21 protein-coding genes are annotated in these 22,567 nt (G+C 43.5%); all 21 read left to right on the top strand.

Going from position 1 to position 22,567, the window contains the following annotated elements:
• Positions 1–91: 91 nt before the first annotated feature.
• The 21 genes from terS (at position 92) to KAI37_RS14315 (ending at position 22,512) form a co-directional block, all read left to right on the top strand.
• The gene (terS, locus tag KAI37_RS14415; RefSeq protein ID WP_220031488.1) at positions 92–931 is read left to right on the top strand and encodes a phage terminase small subunit; all 840 of its coding nucleotides are present in this window, start codon (positions 92–94) and stop codon (positions 929–931) included.
• On the top strand, positions 849–2,285 hold the full coding sequence (locus tag KAI37_RS14410; RefSeq protein WP_481856542.1) for a DEAD/DEAH box helicase family protein: 1,437 nt from the start codon (positions 849–851) through the stop codon (positions 2,283–2,285). Before terS ends, KAI37_RS14410 begins: the two co-directional genes overlap by 83 nt.
• Positions 2,286–2,355: 70 nt before the next feature.
• On the top strand, positions 2,356–3,543 hold the full coding sequence (locus KAI37_RS14405) for a PIN-like domain-containing protein (protein ID WP_220029708.1): 1,188 nt from the start codon (positions 2,356–2,358) through the stop codon (positions 3,541–3,543).
• A gap of 129 nt (positions 3,544–3,672) precedes the next feature.
• Positions 3,673–5,028 (top strand): phage portal protein, encoded by a 1,356-nt coding sequence (locus KAI37_RS14400; protein WP_220029707.1) that lies wholly within the window; start codon positions 3,673–3,675, stop codon positions 5,026–5,028.
• 153 nt (positions 5,029–5,181) lie between these two features.
• Complete coding sequence (locus tag KAI37_RS14395; RefSeq protein ID WP_220029706.1) at positions 5,182–6,237, top strand: 3-oxoacyl-ACP reductase; 1,056 nt, start codon at positions 5,182–5,184, stop codon at positions 6,235–6,237.
• A 3-nt stretch (positions 6,238–6,240) separates the two neighbouring features.
• Complete coding sequence (locus KAI37_RS14390) at positions 6,241–7,242, top strand: hypothetical protein (RefSeq protein ID WP_220029705.1); 1,002 nt, start codon at positions 6,241–6,243, stop codon at positions 7,240–7,242.
• Positions 7,243–7,310: 68 nt separating this feature from the next.
• A complete protein-coding gene (locus KAI37_RS14385) occupies positions 7,311–7,709 on the top strand; it encodes a hypothetical protein (RefSeq protein ID WP_220029704.1) in 399 nt (132 codons plus the stop codon).
• Positions 7,706–8,272: a hypothetical protein gene (locus KAI37_RS14380; protein ID WP_220029703.1), complete on the top strand. Its 567-nt coding sequence runs from the start codon at positions 7,706–7,708 to the stop codon at positions 8,270–8,272. The genes KAI37_RS14385 and KAI37_RS14380 overlap by 4 nt, the downstream gene beginning before the upstream one ends.
• Positions 8,273–8,282: 10 nt before the next feature.
• On the top strand, positions 8,283–8,858 hold the full coding sequence (locus KAI37_RS14375) for a hypothetical protein (protein WP_220029702.1): 576 nt from the start codon (positions 8,283–8,285) through the stop codon (positions 8,856–8,858).
• On the top strand, positions 8,855–9,433 hold the full coding sequence (locus tag KAI37_RS14370; RefSeq protein WP_220029701.1) for a hypothetical protein: 579 nt from the start codon (positions 8,855–8,857) through the stop codon (positions 9,431–9,433). Before KAI37_RS14375 ends, KAI37_RS14370 begins: the two co-directional genes overlap by 4 nt.
• Positions 9,430–9,864 (top strand): hypothetical protein, encoded by a 435-nt coding sequence (locus KAI37_RS14365; protein ID WP_220029700.1) that lies wholly within the window; start codon positions 9,430–9,432, stop codon positions 9,862–9,864. Before KAI37_RS14370 ends, KAI37_RS14365 begins: the two co-directional genes overlap by 4 nt.
• Positions 9,865–9,874: 10 nt before the next feature.
• Positions 9,875–10,321 (top strand): hypothetical protein, encoded by a 447-nt coding sequence (locus tag KAI37_RS14360; protein WP_103049082.1) that lies wholly within the window; start codon positions 9,875–9,877, stop codon positions 10,319–10,321.
• A 43-nt stretch (positions 10,322–10,364) separates the two neighbouring features.
• Complete coding sequence (locus KAI37_RS14355; protein ID WP_071558614.1) at positions 10,365–11,150, top strand: hypothetical protein; 786 nt, start codon at positions 10,365–10,367, stop codon at positions 11,148–11,150.
• 66 nt (positions 11,151–11,216) lie between these two features.
• Positions 11,217–11,558, top strand: a complete 342-nt coding sequence (locus KAI37_RS14350; protein ID WP_220029699.1) for a hypothetical protein — start codon at positions 11,217–11,219, stop codon at positions 11,556–11,558.
• Between the two features lie 142 nt (positions 11,559–11,700).
• Positions 11,701–11,844 (top strand): hypothetical protein, encoded by a 144-nt coding sequence (locus tag KAI37_RS14345; protein WP_167518779.1) that lies wholly within the window; start codon positions 11,701–11,703, stop codon positions 11,842–11,844.
• 89 nt (positions 11,845–11,933) lie between these two features.
• Positions 11,934–17,345, top strand: coding sequence for a phage tail tape measure protein (locus tag KAI37_RS14340; protein ID WP_220029698.1), 5,412 nt, complete (start codon positions 11,934–11,936; stop codon positions 17,343–17,345).
• Positions 17,346–17,900, top strand: coding sequence for a phage tail domain-containing protein (locus KAI37_RS14335; protein WP_220029697.1), 555 nt, complete (start codon positions 17,346–17,348; stop codon positions 17,898–17,900).
• A gap of 11 nt (positions 17,901–17,911) precedes the next feature.
• Positions 17,912–18,322, top strand: a complete 411-nt coding sequence (locus tag KAI37_RS14330) for a phage tail fiber protein (RefSeq protein WP_220029696.1) — start codon at positions 17,912–17,914, stop codon at positions 18,320–18,322.
• A gap of 9 nt (positions 18,323–18,331) precedes the next feature.
• The gene (locus KAI37_RS14325) at positions 18,332–19,699 is read left to right on the top strand and encodes a right-handed parallel beta-helix repeat-containing protein (RefSeq protein ID WP_220029695.1); all 1,368 of its coding nucleotides are present in this window, start codon (positions 18,332–18,334) and stop codon (positions 19,697–19,699) included.
• 17 nt (positions 19,700–19,716) lie between these two features.
• Positions 19,717–20,355 (top strand): phage distal tail protein, encoded by a 639-nt coding sequence (locus KAI37_RS14320; RefSeq protein ID WP_220029694.1) that lies wholly within the window; start codon positions 19,717–19,719, stop codon positions 20,353–20,355.
• 12 nt (positions 20,356–20,367) lie between these two features.
• A complete protein-coding gene (locus tag KAI37_RS14315; protein WP_076294666.1) occupies positions 20,368–22,512 on the top strand; it encodes a phage tail protein in 2,145 nt (714 codons plus the stop codon).
• Positions 22,513–22,567 lie beyond the last annotated feature (55 nt).

Below are 22,567 nucleotides of genomic sequence, written 5' to 3'. Positions count from 1 at the left end.
CATGAGAAATAAATGCAAGTGGAGCGCTAAATTTATTTTAGACGACCGCGTTAAAACCAACTCGAATACTTTGGTGGTGGTGAAAAATGAAGTGAGTAGAGAACGAAGCCCAAATAGGGAAAAGGCACTAAAAATGTGGATTGACAGCGGACGTGAAATGAAATTAAAGGATATTGCGATGAAGCTTGGTGTCAGTGACTCCAGTATCCGCAAATGGAAGGCACTGGACAAATGGGATGAGATACCGGAGAAAAGAAAGCGCGGCGGACAAACTGGCAATAAGAATGCAAAAGGAAATAGAGGAGGAGTTGGAGGCCCATACGGAAACGACAAAGCTGTTACACACGGATTTTTTCGTAAGTTCATGCCACAGAACCCAGAATTCGTTGAAATAATGGATGCTGTCCAAGAAATGGACCCAGTAGACATGATCTGGTACAACATTACCACTCAATTTCAGGCGATAATTTGGGCGCAGCGGATCATGTTTGTTGAAAATAAACAGGAAATGATTAAAGAACTTAAAAAAGTCGAGTATGAAATACACAATACAGGTACTGCCAAGAAGAAAAAGCTTGAGCAAGTGCCGATCAAGGAAGAATATGAATTTCAATTTTCTTGGGATCGTTACGCTACCTACTTGAAAGCTCAATCCACAGCCATGTCTGAATTGCGTGGTGCTATCAAGCAATTTCTGGCGATTGCGGATGAGGAAGATGAACGCCGTCTGAAACTTGACCAAATGCAAGCGCAAGTTGAAAAGACGCAGCTCCAGATTGAGGAAATGAAAAACGGGAAAGGCGATTCAGAAGAAGACCTTATAGATAATTGGGTAGAGGCGGTAATGAATGATGGCGAAGAAAGCGGAGAGCTTGACGAAACGGATGGCGGCATTCAAGAAGAGGATGCCAGTGTATCGAAAGAGTCCTAAAACATTTTTTAAAGAGATTCTGAACTTCAGCCCAGATAAGTGGCAAGAGAGCGTATCGGCTGATATTGCAAAGCATCGTTTTGTTTCCGTGAGATCCGGTCAGGGTGTGGGCAAGACGGCGCTTGAAGCGGCAATCTCACTATGGTTTTTATGCTGTTTCCCGTTTCCGCGCGTTGTTTGTACAGCTCCAACGAGACAACAACTCAATGATGTACTTTGGGCGGAAATCAGTAAATGGCAGTCCCAAAGCCCAATTCTAAAACGAATCCTCAAGTGGACTAAAACTAAGATATATATGAAAAATTATGAGGAACGCTGGTTTGCAACAGCACGTACAGCCACCAAACCCGAGAATATGCAAGGGTTTCATGAAGACTATATGTTATTCATTGTGGATGAGGCATCCGGTGTAGACGACAGAATCATGGCGGCGATATTTGGTACGCTATCAGGAGATTACAATAAGCTTTTTATGTGTGGGAATCCGACCAAAACGAGCGGGTTCTTTTTTGATTCTCATAATAGGGACAGAGAAATATACAGAACACACCGCGTATCATGCTTAAACAGCCCTAGAACCAGTAAAGAAAACATCGAAATGCTCAAGGCGAAATACGGTGAGGGTAGTGATGTTTGGCGCGTTCGGGTGTTGGGTGAATTTCCGCGGGGAGAATCAGATACATTTATCGCACTTGAAGCTGCTGAATTTGCCAAAGATGAAGTTAAAATTGAACCTTCTGGAACAAAGCTATTTGTCGGCGTTGACGTTGCACGTTTTGGCGACGATGAGACAACTATGTACGCACGTATGGGCGGTAAGGTGGTCAAGACTCATTTCCACCACAAGCAGGACACTATGACAACTACAGGATGGGTATTGCGCCTGGTTGATGATGTGAAAACCGAATATTCAGAAGTGGATGAAGTAGAAATAAGAATTGATGATAGTGGAATAGGTGGAGCTGTTACAGATAGAATGAATGAAATAAATGAGGAGAAAGGATTGGGTTACACCATCATTCCAGTTAACAATGGATCAGCAGCGGAAGATGGGCATTATGGGAACCTCGTGGCAGAGCAATGGGGCCACATAAAGGAAATGCTTGAGGCTAACATGAGTAATTATGTTCTTGGCAAACCGGGAGATTTACAGCTGCCAGATGATGAAAAACTGATAACGCAGCTCACATCAAGAAAATGGCGTATGGGCAGCAATGGGAAGATATTCTTAGAACGTAAAGAGGATATGAAAAAACGGGGTTTGCAGTCACCAGACCGTGCTGATGCTTTTGTTTTGGCTTTTGCGAAAGTTTGCTCTGGATCAGGATTTTCTTTTGGGAGCTTAGCTTATTAGCAAACAATAAAAGGTTTAATTTATTTCATGTCGAATTATATCATTTAAAGCTGATTTAGGAGAGATGAAATTGAAAGATATTTTTCCGATGTACTATGCTCCTGATAAGGAAGAGTTTAACGAAATGTGGAAAGAAAGTATTATTGTCTTCGATGCTAATGTTTTATTGAACTTATACAGATATTCCATAAAAACATCTGATTTAATTTTGAACATAATGGATCGTCTTTCAGATAGATTATGGATTCCTTACCAAGTGGCTCTCGAATATCAAGCAAATAGGCAAAAAGTTATATATGAACAAAAGGAAGCCTACGCACAAGTAAAGAATGTAGTTAGTAAAGAGTTTGATGAAATGTTAGATCGCTTAAGTATTGGTTTGAAAAAATATCATAAAAGACATCCTATTATAGAAATAGGAAATATAACAACAAAAATTGAAAACTTACAAAGTGAAGTAATTAATGAACTTGAAGAACAAGAATTGAACCATCCAAACTATAATGAAGACGACAAAATAAGAAATTTTATAGATAAACATTTTGCCGGAAAGATAGGAACGCCCTATAGTGAAACTGAGTTAAGTGGAATTTATAAAGAAGGAGAGCAAAGATATAAAATAAAACGACCACCAGGTTACAAAGATATGAGTGAGAAGAAAGATCAGCGAAGATTTCACAAAGGATTAATAATTGAAAGCCAGTATGGGGATCTAATTGTTTGGAAGCAAATATTAGACATGGCAGAACAAAAAAATAAATCAGTTATTTTGATTACTGATGACAATAAAGAGGACTGGTGGCAAAGAGAGTCCGGAAGGACAATTGGACCTAGAGTAGAATTAACTGACGAATTCACTCAGTGTACAAAACAAAAATTCTACATGTACGAATCATATAGATTTATTGAATTTGCTCAAAAGTTCTTGAATCAACAAATTGATGAAGAAGCTATAAAAGAAGCTCAAAACCTCAAACATTTCAATCAGTTTGAAATTAACAATAGTCTTGATGGTGAGGACACGGAAGAAGAAATTTTGCAAGAGGCTGAAGAGTATGCGTTCTACCCTAGAGTGAAGACGACTAAAGAATATGAGAACTACAGTGTTGATGATCAAGTGTATCATAAAAAATGGGGGATAGGCATTGTTAAAAGCGCTAAGGGATCAGGAAGGGATCAGGAAATCATAGTGGAATTTACAAATCCCTTTAGAATTAAAAGGTTATTATCTTGGTTTGCTCCTCTACAAAAAATATAATCCTGATAATCCGTAGTAACACCGAATAAAACCAATGATATTATTTAGACATAGAAATATGAACGAATACTGGAGGCAGGAAAAATTTCCTGACCTCCTTTTTTGTTGCGTCAGAAAGGAGGTAAAGACTTGGGTGTAAGACAGTGGCTAATTAACTGGCTGGCAGCAGGAAGACCAAAGAACGAACCTGATCGACAGACGGAAAGCTACCCGTTCCCGTTCGGTATCATGATGAATAAGGGGAGTAACCAGCCATCACCAAAGCGGACACCAGCTAATTTAAGAACGTTATCGGAATCGCCTATACCGCGCCGCGCGATTAATGTAATAAAGGATGGCATTACCAAACTTAATTGGTCTGTGGCGGCGGTAGATGAAAATGACACGGAACAATTCAAGGAGATGTGTAAGATGATCGAGCGGTCACTTTTGAAACCTAATACAGGTGACACATTTCGGTCATGGGCTGAGCAGGTTGTTGAAGACATGTTGGTATGTAGTGCTGGTTCATCCGAAGTTTTAAAGGCAGGAGATCCGAAACGGCCTTTTAGGATGTACCCAGTGGATTCCTTCTCCATTGATCTTTACCCTGATTGGGACGGTAAAGAAAACTCATATCGTTATGCTCAAAGGGTTCGCGGACAATATGTGCATCTCACCTCTTCCGACCTGATGTATATACGGATGAACCCAAGAACGAATACTCCTTTCGGACTTGCACCGCTTGAAACGGTTTGGGAATCGGTGAATAATTTCATAGATTCGCACCGTGCAGCAGGGAAACAGGCCCGTAATACTTTCCTGAAAAAACTGATAAACTTGGGTAAAAGTTCCGATGCCAAAGCCACAAAAGCTTTTATGCAATACTGGCAAGATGAAGTTATGGGACAAGGAAGGATGCCCGTTGTTGGCGGGTTTGAAGGGACTTCCGTATTAGATCTTGGTGCTACTGATGATAAGGCGCTGTTCATTGAATGGCAGCGGTTCCTTATTGAAATGGTCGCTATCGCCTTTGGTATTTCTCCTAAGAAATTAGGACAGACGAAGGATGTAAATCGTTCTACAGCGGATAGTGAAGATGATGATACGAATGAAACAATCAAATCAATAGCGGAGAATATCGTCGAACACATCAACAATCATATTATCGACGGGATTTTCAAGCATGGAGGATTAGTCGAATTCAAATTCCACTACGAAACTTCATTGAAAGATCAGAAGACCAAAGCTGACATTCACGCGATCTATATAGATCGCAGGACACTGACTCCAGACGAAGCCCGTGCGGATTTGGGGCGCAAGGCAATCCCCAACAAGCACGGTGAGGTGTTATTGCAGCCGAGCAAATTATCTGTAGTTGATCTAAATAAAACTCAGGAAGAGATACAGGCGGAGAGGGACAAATTGTTGAGTAATCTTCCTGAAGATGATCCGCCAATCAAAGACAAAACAGAAGACGATGAATCCGACACCGCTGAAGAGTAGGTGTTTTTATTTTGCCCTGAGGGGCGGTGAAGACGTGTTTACAAGGTTTGTTTGCAGTGTTGTGAGACTGACATATCCAAGGTCAGTGCCGACACCGAGAAACCGAGCGGAGCGCAGACAACAGAAGTATCACGGAGGGAGGTGAGAATCTAAATGCTTAAAACGTTGAAAATGAGCAACCAGCGGATGCGCGTTCAGGACTTCAAGTTATCCGAAGAAGGAGGACATCCGAACAAGGTTCCTTTCAAATGTGCTCTTTTCGCAGTTGATCAACCAAGTGATGGCTCACCTCATGGTGCTGGCGGGAAACGTATTCGTATTTCATCGACTGTTTGCGACCAATATCTTCAAACCTTCGTAGGTATGGCCTTAAATATTGACTACGCCAACGGTATGGCGGACCATGATCCGCGTTTTAAAGTTGCTGTGATTGATAAAGCTTACCGTTCGCTTGATGGTTATGCATGGATTGATGGATACATTTACGCAAAGGACTTTCCTGATGTTGTTGCCACTATTCGTTACTACAATGGGCTGGCGGCTGAGTATAACTGGAGCGAGTATCAGTTTGGAGCATCACTCGAAATGGAAGCCGCTGTACAGGATGCAACGGATATAGAAGATGTGTTGGATGTAATTGAGTTTTGCGGTACGGGAGCAGCCATCTTGTTCGCGGATGCCGCTGCCTATAAAACAACGAGCTTTGCTGCTCGTAATACGAAACAGAACAAGGAGGATGTTGAAATGACACCAGAACAGATTAAAGCGATGGAAGATTCTATGAAGGCGCTGCAAGAGGGAATGACAGCTATTACAGCCAGCGTACAAAGCGTGGTAACAGAGGTAGGGACTATTAAAACAGATATCACCACCATGAAAGCTGCAAGTGAAGAAGCCGAACAGAAGACCGCTGAAGAACAAGCCGCTGCTGACCTAAAGGCAGCTCAAGACAAAGCGGACGCTTTAGAAAAGGAATTGAAAGAGTTAAAAGCAGCGGGTGCGCCTCCAGCAGAGCCAGAACGCAAAACATTCAGCGCGTCCGCATTATTGTCCAAGTATGGCAGTAATGCCAATCTTGCGGCCGGAGCGGAAGTAAATGATTATAAAACCTTCTGTGCTTCTGTTGACGCTCTGAATCTTCCGTCCTCTGAATCTTTCAAACTTAAAATGCAGGCAAAAGCACAATTTGCCGAAAAGGAGAGTGTGTAATACATGAATAACCGTGTTGGAGTAGCCCAATTTGTTTCAGTTGCTGCGGCAGCTCAGTTTCAGGGGCCAGGGGCAATTATCACAGACGATTTTCAGAAGGAAATTACGGATGTATTACGTCGAACATCTATTTTGGATGGACGCTTGAATTATGTACCAGCAACAGGTGATATTTCTACGTACTACGAACAAAACACTGTAAATGGTGGTGAGTTCGTTGATCCGCGTAACCCTTCAGCGACATCATCTAGCAATCAACGTACACCACATGGTGTGAAGATTAAAGCACTGACGAACCAAGTCAACTTTGGACATTATGACGTAACGTTGGGCCAGCAACAAAACAACTTTCCTGAATTAAAAGCCAAGGATTTGAATGACATGCTGAATGCTATTGGACTTACGCATGGTAAAGCACTTTGGAGAGGCAGTGACACTGGCTTGGCTGTACCAACAACTTTACAATATGTAGGACTTGCAAGTCAGATTACGAACACTTTCACAGTTGGGGCAACTGCATCAATCGTGTCTGCTATTCGGGCGAAGGTAGCTGCGATGGTAGCGAGTGAATTGTACGAGCTTATGCCAACAGCTATTTACATTCATCCAATTGCTCATCATTATCTCGAAGAAGAAGAACGCAATGCTGCCAACAATGAAACGCAAATCAGCAACCTCAAGAAAACAACGGTTGCTGGCTTAGAAGTGTTAGCTATTATGACAGCCGCAGGTCTGCTGCCGATCATTCCCGAGCCGTTTATCCCTTCAGCAGTTAATGCAAAAACGGCAACAAACACTGACTACGGAATTGCCATTGTGACAGAGCCGATGATTGAGTATCACTATGTTGGAGAAAAGGGCATCTACCTCTTCCAGTTGGGTACAACGTCAAGTCTGCAAGAACAGTACGTTGGCATCAAGTATGGCGCCCCAGTAGCCAAAGGTCCAGGTTACGCACATGCATACGGCACGATTGAACGCCCAACTATTACGGCGGTATCATAATAGGTTTTAAAGTCGAAGAGGCGGTTGGCATGACCGTCTCTATTTCATTTTGAGAGGAGATGCTTCAGTTGGCGAAATCGAATCTGGACAAGTTGAAAGATGCGATTGCTGAAAGCGCAGCATTGTTAGCGCAGGCTGAGATTGGTGAAATTGGAGGACAATATCCTCAACAATCGGCAGATGCATTCAAGGAGGCCGTTACAGCGGCAGAGATATTGGTTGGCGCTGAAGGAACAGAACCAAGCCAGTTCGATGCTCAAACAACGGTGCTGAATGATGCGCGCAGTTCTTTTCTGGCTGCTAGGATTCTGGCAATCCGAAAAGTTACGCTTCGCGGTACACCAAGCCAGCGCAAGGGTCCTCACACGATTCATTTTAAAAATAGGGTCGTTAACTTCGTAGATGGCGAAGCACAGTTACCGGATGAACTGGCAGACGAGCTTTCTGATGCTGGCTATGTAGAATGAGTCAGTATCTTGAGTTAACGGATTCTGATTTCGTTCCGGCTGGTATCAAATTAACTGTTCCGCTTATTCTGAGGGCATCGGCTGTAATTGACGGAAGGTGCAGGCGTGAGATTGGAATTACAACCTACACGGAACGCATACCGCTTACCGATCAGCAGCGAGGGCATTTGTCCTATTATCCAGTTATAGAGGTGAAAGAGGTAAAAGGCAGGCCTAAGCAGGGATTGATGGGCAATTTCTTTGGCCCTCCAGGACTCGAAACAATTACTGATACCAGCACCATTGATATCGACAAGGACATTGGTACCGTCTGGTGTGGTTATTCTTCTTTCGGTTCAGCGTATGCAGAGCTAGAAGTGACGTATACCAGCGGTTGGGAGACGATACCTGATAAGGTCAAGGTGGCATGTGGCCTGATAATAGGACAATTGGCTGGAAATCCGAACACAAATGTCAAATCGAAGAAGGACTTCGACTATAGCATTGAATACTTTGGCAACAGCATGATTACACCAGAAATTGCCGACCTTCTGTCAGAGTTTGAACATAGGTCATTTAGGTAGGTGATGAAAGTTGTTCTATGAGTTCACACATCGCCATACGCCGTGTGTGGTGGACGGAAGCGAAGATGTAGTGATTCTATCAAGGGAAACCAAAGCGACGACTGTAATGGGCAAAGAATACGTCTATAACGGTGTATTCTCACCTATTTCACTCGTTAATCGTGGTTCCTTGGTGCAGGGAGAGGACACATTTCTCGTCCTAACCTTAAGGAAAACGGTAGATCAGGACAAATACTGTTCTTTGGTCAAAACGAACTCCGTGGTAGAGGTGCAAAGATACCAGCAAGCTTACGATGCAAATGATAATCCGGTGGGCGATGCGGAATTCACGTCGGTCGCTGCTGATGTTGTTTGTTCTGCACAGTATGTCACAGCACAATTGCGACAACAGGAGCCGGGCTTGCTGCCGAGTACCGTGTTTACCTTGCAGTTACAGACGACAGTCGATGTAAGAGACCCTCAAGACTCAAGTCTATCCGCGCCTGACCGGATTGTAATGGGCGGGAAGACATACCAGGTAGATGTGGTAGATAGGATCAAGTATCCTAATCTGTTGCACATCCAGCTTTCAGAGGACCGCCGATGATTACAGGGTACGATTCAGTGAAAGCGGCGAAGGATCTGGAGAATAAGCTCGCTGTTGAAATTACTGGGCTAACGAAACTGGTCATGCTGACAGCCAAAAGCGGCATACGGTATTATCCAGCAGTTCGGGACCATTTGGAGATGCACATGTTCGTGCTTGCTAATCAGATGATTTCAGGTGACATTACAGCAGATTACTGGCAAGCATGGCTTGAGCAATTCGGTAAAGGCTCCAAGATGGCAGACAGCAGCCAAAATCCCGGTTTAATAATCTACATGAATAGTGAAGCATGGAACCGACTGAGGTCCAAAGGTGATCGTATTATTGTAGGTCGTTCCCGTGGAAAGTACCAGGCGATTGACGGGACCATGAAGGAATCAGGCGGTGGCTATGCTGGGGTGGACTTGGAGGAGCTTGCGGAGCGCGGTGACATTGATCCTTCATTCAGGGCCACACCACCAACCTACTTTTTGCGTATTGCAATCCAGTCTAACCGGAAACGTATTTTGGATGGCATTAGCCGTGTAATAACTGAGTTTCCGTATCACAGATACTTCAAGGAGGTAAAGGAGTGAGCCTGCAACTTGTTGATGCTGTTCAGAGTGCTTTGAAGGCAGATACAGAGCTTATGTCCATGCTGAAACTTACTCCTTCATCACCGTCTGCCGAGGTCGTGAAGCGATTTACGAAAGGCATGGAGCCTGAGATAACGGTTTCTAAGGATACAGTTCCACATATCTGCCAATATGTCATGCCGGGACGATATGCCACTAATCCATTGGTGTTTGAGGGTAAGTTCTGCATTGATTTCTACGGCAAAACAGCTTATGAAGCGAAGCTACTGTTCGAACGTTCATTCAAGCTTTTACATGACAGACGATTGATTGCTCAGGGCTTTGCTTCATACTTGTGTGTTCTGACCTATGATGCAGACTTTGCTACTGGCATCCAAGGAGCCAAAGGTTATAAGGCGATTTATGATGTGGATTATCTTAGAATGAATTGAGGGAACTAAAATGGCAGAAGCAGCAGTATGGAAAGCAACGGGAAGATCCGGTGATCACAATGGCGTTAATCACGTTGAATATGAGTTGCTTGATTCAGCGCAAAAGCGAGTTTCCTTGGCTAAAACAAATGTGTCCAGCATTGAAAAAGATGGGGTTAAAATTGAACCCGATGATCAAGAGACTCTATGGTTTAGCGAAGTAAACACAACCAAGAAGTACAAATTTAATGTGCTTACTCTTGCTGGTACAACTTATGAGGCCGAATTGAATTGGACTCAACCTAATCCTCCTAAACCGGAACCTACCGAGTGGGATACGCTGATTGCTGAAAAAATCACGCTTGCTAAAGGATTGGGTATTATGGGTGTCTGGAATCCAAAACAGGGTTACAAGCTAACCAAAGAGTACAGTCGAATTTCAGAAATTGATAAGCGTTTATGGGAACTGGTCAAATAATTCTGATCAGTTCTTTTTTGTTCACTTTTGAGGAGGATGAAATATGCAACCTTTAGTATTTGATGGAGTAGGGATTGTTCAAGTGTACGAGACGGGAGGAAAACTCAAGTTTCTTGATGAAAGAATCTCCAAAGTAACATTGCAACTCCAATTTGATTGGGACAAGGTGATGGGCGGTGACAGCGGATACGCTTTCCACTACACAGCCAAAGATTTAGGAGACAAAGCTTCTATGGAGGTACCGCGCTACTCGGACATCCTAGCAGAGTTATCTCAAGGTGCTGAATCGGAGAAAGGGACAGTGTTTTTCGATGAAACGGAACAAGGTTTCCTGAATACAACTGATGGTTACAAAATCAAGGCTCCGACGAAATTTGGTGGAACCTTAGTAGCTGCAAGCGACAGGGTTTATTTAAAAGATAGTGCGAGTGAACTCACTGAGCTGACTCGCGTTGCTTCAACTCCTACAGCAGAACAATACGTTATCACTGCTGATGGCACAATCAAATCCGATGTCGCGAATGAGGGCAAATTGATTGTCGTTACATTTAAATGGTCGAAAGAAAATGCAACACGAAGCAGTTTGAGTGGAAAACGCCGTCCAAAACCATTTAAACTGGTTCACCGTTTCTCTCTGGTGGATGATCGGGATGGTAAGGAGGTACCGTGCCAGCTTACCATTTGGAAAGCACTTGGCGGTGGTACATTGGACGTGTCTCAAGAACGTAAAAAACCTACCAGTAACACGTTGTCGCTGGAAATCATGGAGCCGGACATCACGCCAGAAAATCCTAACGGGTACGCTGTAGAAATCATTTTCGGTATCTAACCAACAATTAAACCCAACCCTCTACCGAATCAGGTTGGGGGTTACATACATTGAGGAGGAAATTAAATGAGTGCAGATAAACAATTGGATAAAACGCTTAACATCGGAACTGAAATTCGATTGGCAGAGGGTATCAAAAAGCGTGTGAAGATAGGGACCATTGCATTGATCCGTCAGGTTCGTGAAGAGATGGACGGTGTAGCACACAAGTTTTCGTTTTCTATCGGTCGCAAGAAATGGGAAGCTACCGAGGAACGGGAGGCTGTTGACTGGCCTAAAGTGGAGGAAACATACAAAAAGGCGTTTAATCTTGTGCTGGTTGAGGAAATAACGGAAAAAGAGTACGAACAGATTGACCAGGACGGTATTGCAGAACTGGATGATTTGTTAGACCGATTTCTATTCTGAGTCGTTTCCTCCAGATGAAGAGTCAGATGAGGAAGATGAACAGGAGGAGTCTAATCCTGCCGAGAATGATCATGAGACAGACTGGTTAGAACTTTGGGCTTTATGCGTGAGTAATGGTATTTCTGATTCAGAATGGCCTAATATGACTATTCCGAAGATCAGAGCCTTAATGAAAGCTAAGAACAGAAACCGGGAATTTGAAATCATTCTTCACGGTGGCAATGTGGAAAACAAAAAGCCGAAGAAGGTCAAGACGTTATCTGATCTTGGTTTCTTCGCCAAGTAAATTAAGAGGCATCCGCAATCATGCAGGATGCCTCTTTTTCTGTATTTAGGTCAGGAAACTTTTCCTGAACCATTTGTGAGGTGAGTTAAGTGGCAGATTTAAATAAGGACGTAGTAGGCGCACGAATAAACCTGGATACCAGCAAGATATTACCTGCATTCAAGGTTATCGACAATGGAGCAAGAGCCAGTGCTGAATCGTTTAAACTTCTAAATGCTGAATTAGGAATCAGTGAGAAAAATTTCAAATCCTTAGCCAGTAGTGCGGATAAGTTTGCTTTGAGTGCAGAAGACAGACGGAAGAAGATTCTTGCTGAATCCGAAGCTCTTGTTAAGCAACGTACTGCACAGGCAGAATTAAATACTGCTCGGAAGAATCAATTGGAGCAGGCCAATAAGATAACCGACGAGAAGCTTAGAGCACAGCAGGCCATTGTAAAAAAGCGTGAGGATGCAATTGAACAACAGGAACGAGAGCATCTAAAGCGGATGGAAGCTCTTCAAAACAAGGCGACATCAACCGGACAGAAAGCCGCTAAAATTTCAGGGGCAGGAACGGATGATAAGACGCGTGAACGTGTCCTCATGCAAGAACAGGCTATCCGTATGAAGTTGCAGCAAATGGCTGACAAGGAAGCGCAGCAGGCAAGGAAGAACGCTCAAGATTATGAAAAATTTTGGCTGAACGCATTACGTGCCAGAGAGCAAAAAGAGGCGCAAGTACGAGAGAAGGTGCTTCAGGAAGAACAGAAGATCCGTCGTTCACTGAGCCAGACCGAAGCCCAGATGAAGCAAACCTTCAGTACAACTCCTAATTGGATGAGTCGAGTAGGAGATATGGCTACGCATGCGCTTGTATTCAACACAATGTATGCAGCCATGCACAAAGTGCAGGAAGCACTAAAAGAAGGATTGGTTGGGATAGAATCCAACATGGCGGGTTATATCCAAACAAATGAACATTACTTTTTAGAATATAACGAAGGCACTAAAGAAATGGTTATGAACACCGAAAAATTACATGACCAAACGACCAAATTCATTCGCACGGCCCATGACTTGGGAAGTGAGATTATGGATGTTACCGAATCTGCGCGTTTGTGGGGCCGGATGTATAAGGACGCAGGCGTAGTTCAGGAAATGGTGCGTAAGTCTACGATGCTCTCGACTGTCGATTTGGTTTCTCTTGAAGGCGCGACTAAATCAATGGAGTCCACATTTGCTCAATATGGCGTGCAGATTAAAGACAGCAACGACGCCATGGTGCTTGGCGGTCGCGTGCTGGATTCCTGGTCCAAGGTTGCCCATGACACGATGGCACCAGCGAGGGACTTGGGAGCTGCCTTCGAACGGACAGGTAAGATAGCGGCAGAGACAGGCGTTTCATTTGATTTTATGAACGGCTTGATTTCAGCAGGTGTTCGTAACACGGCTCTCAGCGGGGAAAACTTGGGGAACATGTGGAAGACGGTCCTGGGTACAATTCGGACAGACAAGGCTGTTGGAGAAATTGAGCGTTTAGGCGTTGCAACCAAGGAAGTCGTTAACGGACAGGAACAATGGAGACGAGCAGAAGATATCTTACTGGATTTGTCTACCAAAGTAATTGACAAAAACTATGACCTTACGAAATCCTACGCTGATATTTCACGCGGCGTATATCAATATGCAAAACTGGCCGCTTCACTGAATGCCGGAGACATTTTGTTGGGTACAGCGGCTTCTATTGGATCTACTGGCTCCACGATGGAGTACCTTAAAGTGCAGATGGATACTATTCAACGTAAAGCAGCTCAAACTAAGGCTTCATTACTGGAAATATTCAATAATGCCGGTGATGATGGATTGCGGCGCACTATCAAGGATGTATTGGATGCAATTGACCAACTACTTATTGGGCTTACAAAAGTTCCTTCCGGCGTGTTTGAGGGAACGGCAGCAATCGGTGGTCTACTGCTTGCCTATAAAGCTCTGAGCGGCCCGATCATGAATGTAATTGCTGCTGTAAAAGTATTGACGGCTGCAAAGGCTGCGGAAACTGCCGCTATTGGCGCTAATACGGTAGCTAACAACGTTAATATCGTTTCCTCGCAAGGAGCAACTCTTTCAACAGTTCAGAGAGTTGCCGCTACCGAAGGAGCTACAGTAGCACAAGGAGCTTTAACGGTAGCAACCGAGGGAGCTACAGTTGCTACAAAGTCATTGTCTGTTGCCCAAGCCACAGCAACCGTGACGACAGCAGCAGCAACGGCAGGATTGAGCTTACTTGTTGGTGCAATTGCTCTAGTTGCAATGAATAGCGGTAAAGAAGAAAAGGCTGCTCGTGATCGAATCCAGAACTTAAAAGATGAAGATTCGGCATCTCAACAAATGGTTAGCCAATATCAAAGACAGATTGAATTAGTACCTAAATTAGCTAATGCGCATCGTTCTCTTGAACAGTCACTTAAACTAAGCACTGGCTCGGCAGAAAAGGAAACCCAAGTAAAAAAACAACTCGAAGAGGTTTCAAAAGCGCTGGTCATCACTCTTGGAAAAGAAGGAGCTAAGGAACTTGAGGCTGCTGGTTATACTGATGAAGCTGTGCAGGTTCAAGTTGCTGCATTGAACAAACTCATCGAGAAGCAGAATGAAGCCCGAAAAAATGTATTGAAAGATCAGCAATCGCAATTACTCGACCAACAAAAACAGAAGATAAATGAGATTACAGAAGCTACTAAAGAACTGGAACGAGTAAAGAAGATCATCGCTAATCCAATTGGAGATTTTTTAGGGACAGGTGAATTCAAAGAAGATGCTGCCAAATTAGAAGAGAAAATCAAATCTTTAGAACAAGAAAATAATAAGCTTACTTTATCTGTAACAGAAGTAGGAGTAGCTTTAAGCCAAGCGACTATTGAAACTGACCAATTTGCTGGGAAAGCTGGAACAGCAACCGAAAGTGTTAAATCACAGGAGGAAGCTCTTGCCGATTTAAGAGAGCAGATTCAGGGGAATGGCAAGGCGATTTCTGAGATGAACACTGTTTTAAATGATCTTGTCAATAAACAGTCCATGAACGCAGAAGCTGCGGCTGAATTAATTCTCAAATACCCTCAATTAGCTTCGGAGATTTACAAAACATCTGAGGGATGGGCTTTCGAAAAGAATGCTCTCGAAGTTGTTCGCAAAGCTAAAATACAAAAGGCTATAGATGATCTAAAGTCAGAAAAGGCGTCCAGTTTAAGTACAAAACTTGAATCTGATGATCGTATCGCAGTTTACATTAAAGAGGCTGGAGCGATTAAAAGTCTTGCTGAATTGAAAGCTAGATTGAATGGAGTTATGGTTCAAAGTTCATTAGATGTTTTTAATAAACAAAAAGAACTAAACAACATGACTGGAGTGAAATCTTTCCTAAGCGCCCCTTTTCAAAACCAACTAAATCAAGATAAGAAAAACATGGAGAAGAGTAAAAAAGATATAGGCGAAATATATGGTGGATACGAGAAAGATATGAAGGAATATGACACTCGTATCAATGCTCTAACCAAACTATATAATGACCCTAAATTTGGCGTGAGTTCTTCTGGATCGAAAAAAGAGAAGGGAAGCGGGGGCAAAAAAGGCAAGAGCGATGCGGAGCGTGCAGCCGAAAAAGCAGCTAAGGACGCTTCTGCGGCACGAAAAGATAGTTATGACAACGATCTTGATAACTTTAAGTACATCGCTGAACGAAATGAATGGTCTATAGACCAACAGGTAGCAGGATACAAACGATTGGCTCAGCGACATAAGCAGTACCTATTGGAAGATAAGGATGCAATGAAACAATGGAGCCGAGATGTTCAGAAGCTTAACGATTCCAGATATCAGGAAGATGTTGAGAACCTAGAGCGAAGAAGCGAACGCATGCGACAGGCCAATAAACAGGAAATTGAAATAGTTAAAACCAGCCTGGACTTTTACAAAAAGGAGCAAAATAAAAATTATCTTCTTCCTGCTAACCGTAGAGAGATTGCCAAACAAATCTACGATTTCACCGTCAAATACAATGAGCTGCGCTATCAAAACAGCGAGAAGTGGATTGATAAAGAAACTTCCAAAATGGAAATGGCAGGCCAAAGCCAGATTGCTATCCTCAAAATGGAATATGACGCTTATATGCGTATGAGTAAGGCAAAGGATCGTACCGCCGAACAAAGTTTTGAGTTGCAGCAGAAGATTTACGAGAAACGTAAAGCTCTGGAAGATGAGTTTCTGTCCGACTTCCAAAAGCGAATCAATTACCAAAAGAGTATGGAAGCTGTATCTGTTTCCGATCAGCTCAATTTATGGACAAAAATGCAGGCTCTTTATAAAGAAGGATCAGAACAACGGATGGAAATTGATGTACAGGTCCATGATTTGAAGAAGCAACTTTTGGAGGATCAGAAGAAGGCAGCTACAGAAGCTGCCAAGAAGGAGAAGGAAGCACTTGAAAAGACTCGGGATGAGGAAGTAAAGCGTATTGAGGCGGAACGGGATGCTTTTATCGAGGCTCAGGACGCTAAAATTAAGGCCATAGACGACTTGCTAGCCAAGATGCAGACAGCTAATGAAGACGAGGACTATGATCGTGCTATGGCGGAGAAACAAGCACGTCTTGCCTTGCTCCAATCCGCCGTTGGTCCCGAGGGTATCGCTGAGCGCAAACAAACCGAGAAAGACATTGAGGATATGCAACGGGAACATAACCGGACGCTGGCAAAGCGCGGCTTGGAGGATCAAAAGAAAAAGCTTCAAGATGAGAAAACTGAGCGAGAAAAGGATTACAATGACCAGATTGAAGCAGCTAAGCAGCATTATGATCAGCTTGCTGAGAAATATGCTGAGTATTCAGACGGAGTTGAATCCAAAGCCGAAGACTTGAAAAACACGCAAATCAGCAAAGAATCTGAGAAGAACGCGGAGATTTTGCGTCAGTTAGATCAGTTTATTGTTGACTATCAGATGAAGATGGCGGAGATTAATGCAACCTCGTTGTCCGCTTCCCTGGATACAGGTTCCTCAATCTCTGAAAAAGACAGTGACTTGGCGCGATATAATTCCAATATTGATAAATGGTACTCGGCAGGCACCGCTGAGAAGGGCAAGCTGCACGAAGAAAATGCTGCTCTGCGGAATAAGTATGGCATTAAGAAGGATACAGGCAAGCTTCAAAAATTCCATTCTGGCGGGATCGTTCAGGGGGATCGAGGTGCAGAGGTTCCGGTAATTGCAAAGGCTGGTGAAATGTATCTGAACGATCGACAGCAAAGTAACCTGTTTAACCTCATTAGTTTCAAAATGCCAAGGTTTGATTTCTCTATGCCGAATTTCTCCATGGCTTCGGGGGAGGGGACAAATCCGCAGTATAACAACAATTACTACACAGTAACTTCAGGAGATACTTATATTGAAGATGAGTCCGCAGCAAAGGTCTTTTGGACCGAACGAGATAACCTGGTGCGGAGGTTGCAAGCGAGGGGAGGTAAATCCTAAATGATTGATGCTACTGTCGATGGTAAGTCCTTTAAATCCATTGGATTAGGACTAAAAAAACACAACATACCTGTGTTGCCGCCAACAAAGGACCATTCTCTTGAAATAGCCGAGAGGGATGGGGAATTAGACTTTGGCAGTACTTACGGAGCGAGGACAATCAATCTCGAATGCGTCCTAATGGCTGATGATACAACCCTTGATTACCATAGGAGAGTCGCCCAAGTGGCGGCTCTTTTTAATGTAAAAAAAGGGGATATCGTATTCACATTTTCCGATTTGCCAGGAAGAAGATACATCGGTCGGTATGCAGGCACATTAGATATCGAAAAGATACTTTGGGATGGAGAACTGACCATACCAATCAAAATGGGTGAACATCCGTTTCCCGAGAGTGACGAGAACATTGAAGAGGTCACCATCACACAATCGCCGCAGACTGTTTCAGTTACTTCAGTTGGAGACGAAAGGGCAAGCCCTGTTATCGTCCTGACCAACATTGGTGAAAACGACATACGCAATTTTCGAATTGCAAATGAATATCAAATTGAGTAGGGGGTCTTTTTATGGCAGATATATTACTTAGTAAATCTAACTGGTGGAAAACGGCTTGTATAAACGCTGCTTTACGGGGTACAAATTTTGCTGCCCCTCAGATTGTATATATAGCTCTGTACACAAGCAATCCAACGGATGCAGATACAGGACAGGAAGTGATGGGAGGCGGCTATGTACGGCGTGCTGTAACGTTTGGTGCACCAGTCATTGCGGATCGTAGGGCAGTTGCAGCCAGTTCGGCAGATGTATCTTTCCCGGTTGCAACGGCTGATTGGGGCTTGGTTACCCATATTGGTATTCGCACCGCAGCAACAGGGGGCAATCTAATGTATCACGGAGCCGTGAAAACGCCGCGTACAGTCCAAACAAATGACACGCTTCGTTTCATGTCTGGTCAGATTTCGATTGACGAGGGGTAGGGAATAATTATGGAAAAAATGTACGCTCCAGTAGCAAATTCACCAAGGACTGAACTGGCTGAAATCATTACCGCGACTCAGACCGAAATCAAGGTAACCAACGCTGCTGTATTGCTTCAAGGTGAGGGTATAGCGGTTGTAGGTAATGGGGATGTAGCGGAAACGATCACATATACAAGCATAGAAGATAACACGCTTAAAGGCTGTATACGCGGGTTTGAAGGTGTAGCGCGTGCTTGGGCATCCGGGGCTGTGGTGGCACGTAATTTTACCGCGTCCGACTTGCGAGCAGTACAAAAAAACATTGGAGCCATTGACGATAAATTACAAGGCATGGAGCTAACGGATGCCTTTATATATTACGTGGATGCTGTTAACGGTTCAGACTCTAATGATGGTCTGACTAAGGCCAAGGCATTCAAGACCATTGCCAGAGCAGTAAGCGTCATGAAACCTATAAGCCTGTCCCGGTTCTCCATTGTGCTGTTACCAGGAACGTATGATGAAGATGTTGAGATGAAGCACAAGCTGCGTGCTCAGACGCTGGAACTAAAAGGAGAAACAGAAGATGCTAGCTTATACAAGGTTAAATCTGTCACATTAGACAATTTTACAAACCGTGCAGGCATCTACAACATGACAATCACAACAACTGAAAAGGTTGGTATATCTCTGGTCTATTGTAACCGAACTTTGATCGAGAATGTTGTTATTGAAGGTGCTTCAACAAGCCAGCACGGTATTAGTAGCTATGACGCTAATGCACGAATCGTAAACTGTAAAATATCGAATCGCAATATCGGCATTGCAGCAGATGCCCGTTCTTGGTTCTATATCGAAAATTGCACAGGGTCCGGGAATGTTACAGGTATACAGTCGCAGTTGGGTTCTATTATCGTCGTGGCTGGAACTGTTCCAAAGGGTGTAACGGATGAAAAATCGCCATTATCAGGCCAAATATTCGGGAATACGCCTTTTGTGTACCTTCGTAGCGGGGGATACACCTTGCCAGCTAATTCCGCGCCTGCTGAAGTACCCGTTACTACAGTGATGGAAGACAGCTATAATATGCGCGTTGGAAACACGGTGGTTATTAGTAAAAGTGGCTGGTATCATATCAATTTTCTAGCTACGATAGAAAGCCTTCCAAATACTAAAATCGCTGATATAACAGTGTACAAAAATGGGAGCAACTTAACTACCCGCCAAGGAGCTGGGCTAGGTACGGGATTGGTCACATTTTTAACGATGGATGATCAGCAATATCTAGTAGCAGGAGACGTAATATCATTTAAAGTCTTTCAAAGTGATGCGGCAGACCACAATGTTTATAACACGCAGATGAGACTTACTTGTATTGGACAAAGAAGAACGTAATGTAGGAGGGAGGCCTAATGTTTAATACAGGTGGATTTAATGGCCTTGCTCTTGATTCGGGCAGCTCAGCGGACGGAAATGTTATTGATTTGTCCGCTCATTTATCCGGTCAGGCACAAATGTATTCCCGGCGTAAAGAGATTAGCGGGGCCGAAACTGACAATGCATTTAACCTAATGTCTTTCAATGTCACGGACACAGAAACGGTCACGGAATATATATTGGATTTTAATTTAGATATGACCGCAGACGTGGAACTTTCAGGCGAAGGCCGGGCGCAATCTGATTTTGTTCGGTCTTATGACTTAGAGGCTATGCCAATGTCGGGCGATGGACGCGTAACAGATGCACAGTATACTCGTGAAATTATTCTACAAGCTTTACCTATGTCGGGAGAGGGGCGATTGCAGCCAGCGGAGGCTAGCCGCTACCACACGGATTATATTGAGTTTACGGACGTTTTTCGTCCTGGTGAAATCATTACTTTAGATGCAGGAAAATTCAAAATTATGAGAAATGGTCAGAACGTCTCGCATCTTTACAATGGTGATTTCTTCGATTTGAATCTCGGCAATAATAACCTGACCTGGACGGACCCGGAGACAGGTCGGACGGTTTTGTTCCGTATTACACACCGAGATAAATTTTTATATTAAGTGAGGTGGATTATGCCTACTCCAACTATGCAAGTGTTTGATAAAAACATGCGGCGCGTTGGTACGCTGGTGGACTCTTACGATATTCAACGGCGGAGGAGAATTAACAGCGACTATGAATTAACCTTCATGGTTCCAATGACCAGCGAAGACTATAGGGAGAAGATAGCAATCAAAGGCCACGTTCGAGACGAGCGTGGTCAATTTTATGTGATCCAGTCTCGTAGCCGATCAAGGGAAGGACGGAAGCTGACGGCCAATATTTATTGTAATCACGTCATGTTTAAACTGAATGATTACAAGTTTCCGTATGCATCTTACATCGCAGAAGCCTATGGTATCCATGTCAACCAGCTTACAGACCTGATTACAGCTGCTACAGGTGGACGGTTTAAGTTTGTTATTCATGACACATTTGATTTGCACGATGTTAAGGACTTTGGGCGAGGCAATTGTCTTGAAGCACTTAATAAAATCATTCAGATGTATGAATGTGAAGTCGAGCCAGACAACTTCACAATTAACCTGAGAAAAAAGATCGGGACCGACAGTGGATTACAGTACCGCCTTAAAAAGAATATTGTATCCAGTTCCTTCAAAGATAAAGGGGAATCACTTGTAACCAGGATGTTTGCACAAATGAAGGATGGACGGACCTTTATTGGTATGGATGCGTCCAAGCTTACCGAAGAGGAGCGGAATTTGCTATCTGGTGTACCGGGAACAATTGTAAACGGGAAGTTGGCAGTAAACTACTTGATTTCGCCATACGCTCAATATTGGGCCAGTGATTCCGTACCGTTTTATGATGGCGAGATTATTGAGCAGGACATTGAAGAACCGGAGGATTTGTTGAAGGCTACGCGGAAGGCTCTTGCCGAACAGGAGAATGTAACGCTGGAGGTAACTGTATCAACAGCAGACTTGTTTAAAATTGATAACTCGGAACCGGAGCCACATTTGGGTGATGCTGTAATGTGTATTGATCCAGCAATGGATATGAACAAACTCAAAGCCAGGATTACAGAGCTTACAGAGTATCCATATAGCCGTGACAAACACAGCGAGCCTACGATATCCAATGTCAATTTACGAGACTATGCGGACATTATCAGTGACTTGGAGAGAAGTAAGAACATTGTTAACAACTCGTTTAGTAACGGGAAGATCCGAACAGAAGTTTTTGAAGCCTATGCCAAACAAGCTGTCATTGATATTAATAACAGTAAAACGGAATTGATTTATCCACCAGAAGGCGGAATATTGGCTCAAGAAAAGACAAATCCATTGGAACAAGTACGTCTGACCTCAAAAGGGATAGGCATATCAACAGATGGATGGAAAACGATCCGTGCTGCTATAACTGCTCGTGGAGTATTGGCAGAACAGATTATTGGACAACTTGGTAGCTTCGTTTCTTTGGTTATTGGTAGCGGTAATAATGTAACCAAAATCAACACGAATGGAATTAGTGCAGGGAATGACGATTATACCATTGCGCCATTCCGAGTAGACATGCAGGGGAATGTTGTAGCTCGTTCGATTAAGTTGACTGGGCAGATAGATAACTCAGAAATGAACGCTTCAGATATTAAGGCTAGTACCGTTACTGCAAGTACAATACGAGGCAGTAAGTTAATCGGCAATGAGATCGAAGGCGGTATCATTACAGGAGCTTTATTCCGTACAGCCAAGGAAGGCCGCAGGATTGAAATAAACTCTACTGGTCTTACAGCTTATAATTCATTTGGTGGAGAAGCTGTCTCATTAGGTCAGTCTAACGATGGTGGCGGATTGTTGTTTATGGATAACGGTAGTCCAAGAGGAAGTGTTTATGGGGACCAGAACGGCTTACACTTGGGAAATATGGCGGGGGTATATATCCACTCTACAGATGATATGGTGTATTTTAGTGGTGAAGTAGATTTCTCTCAGGCTACTGTAAGTGGGCTTAAGCTTGAAGTGGAAAATATTGAAGGGCTCAGGGATACAATCAGAGAATTAAGAAACGAAGTCGCCTCTTTGAGGGGGGACACCTACAATGACATAATTGTAAACGCCACATTCGATCCATCGTCAAGAAACTTAAAATTGTTTAGTCGTACAAGAACAGTTGCAACCGTGAATATTCCGAATGGCAGTAGTGCGACAGCATAGTGTTTACTGCACCTCCTACGGATGGTAATATTAGGACATATATACTATGTAGGAG

Source organism: Paenibacillus sp. S25 (assembly GCF_019454085.1).
Taxonomy (GTDB): Bacteria; Bacillota; Bacilli; order Paenibacillales; family Paenibacillaceae; genus Paenibacillus; species Paenibacillus polymyxa_B.
This window is presented reverse-complemented; position numbering and strand designations above follow the sequence as displayed.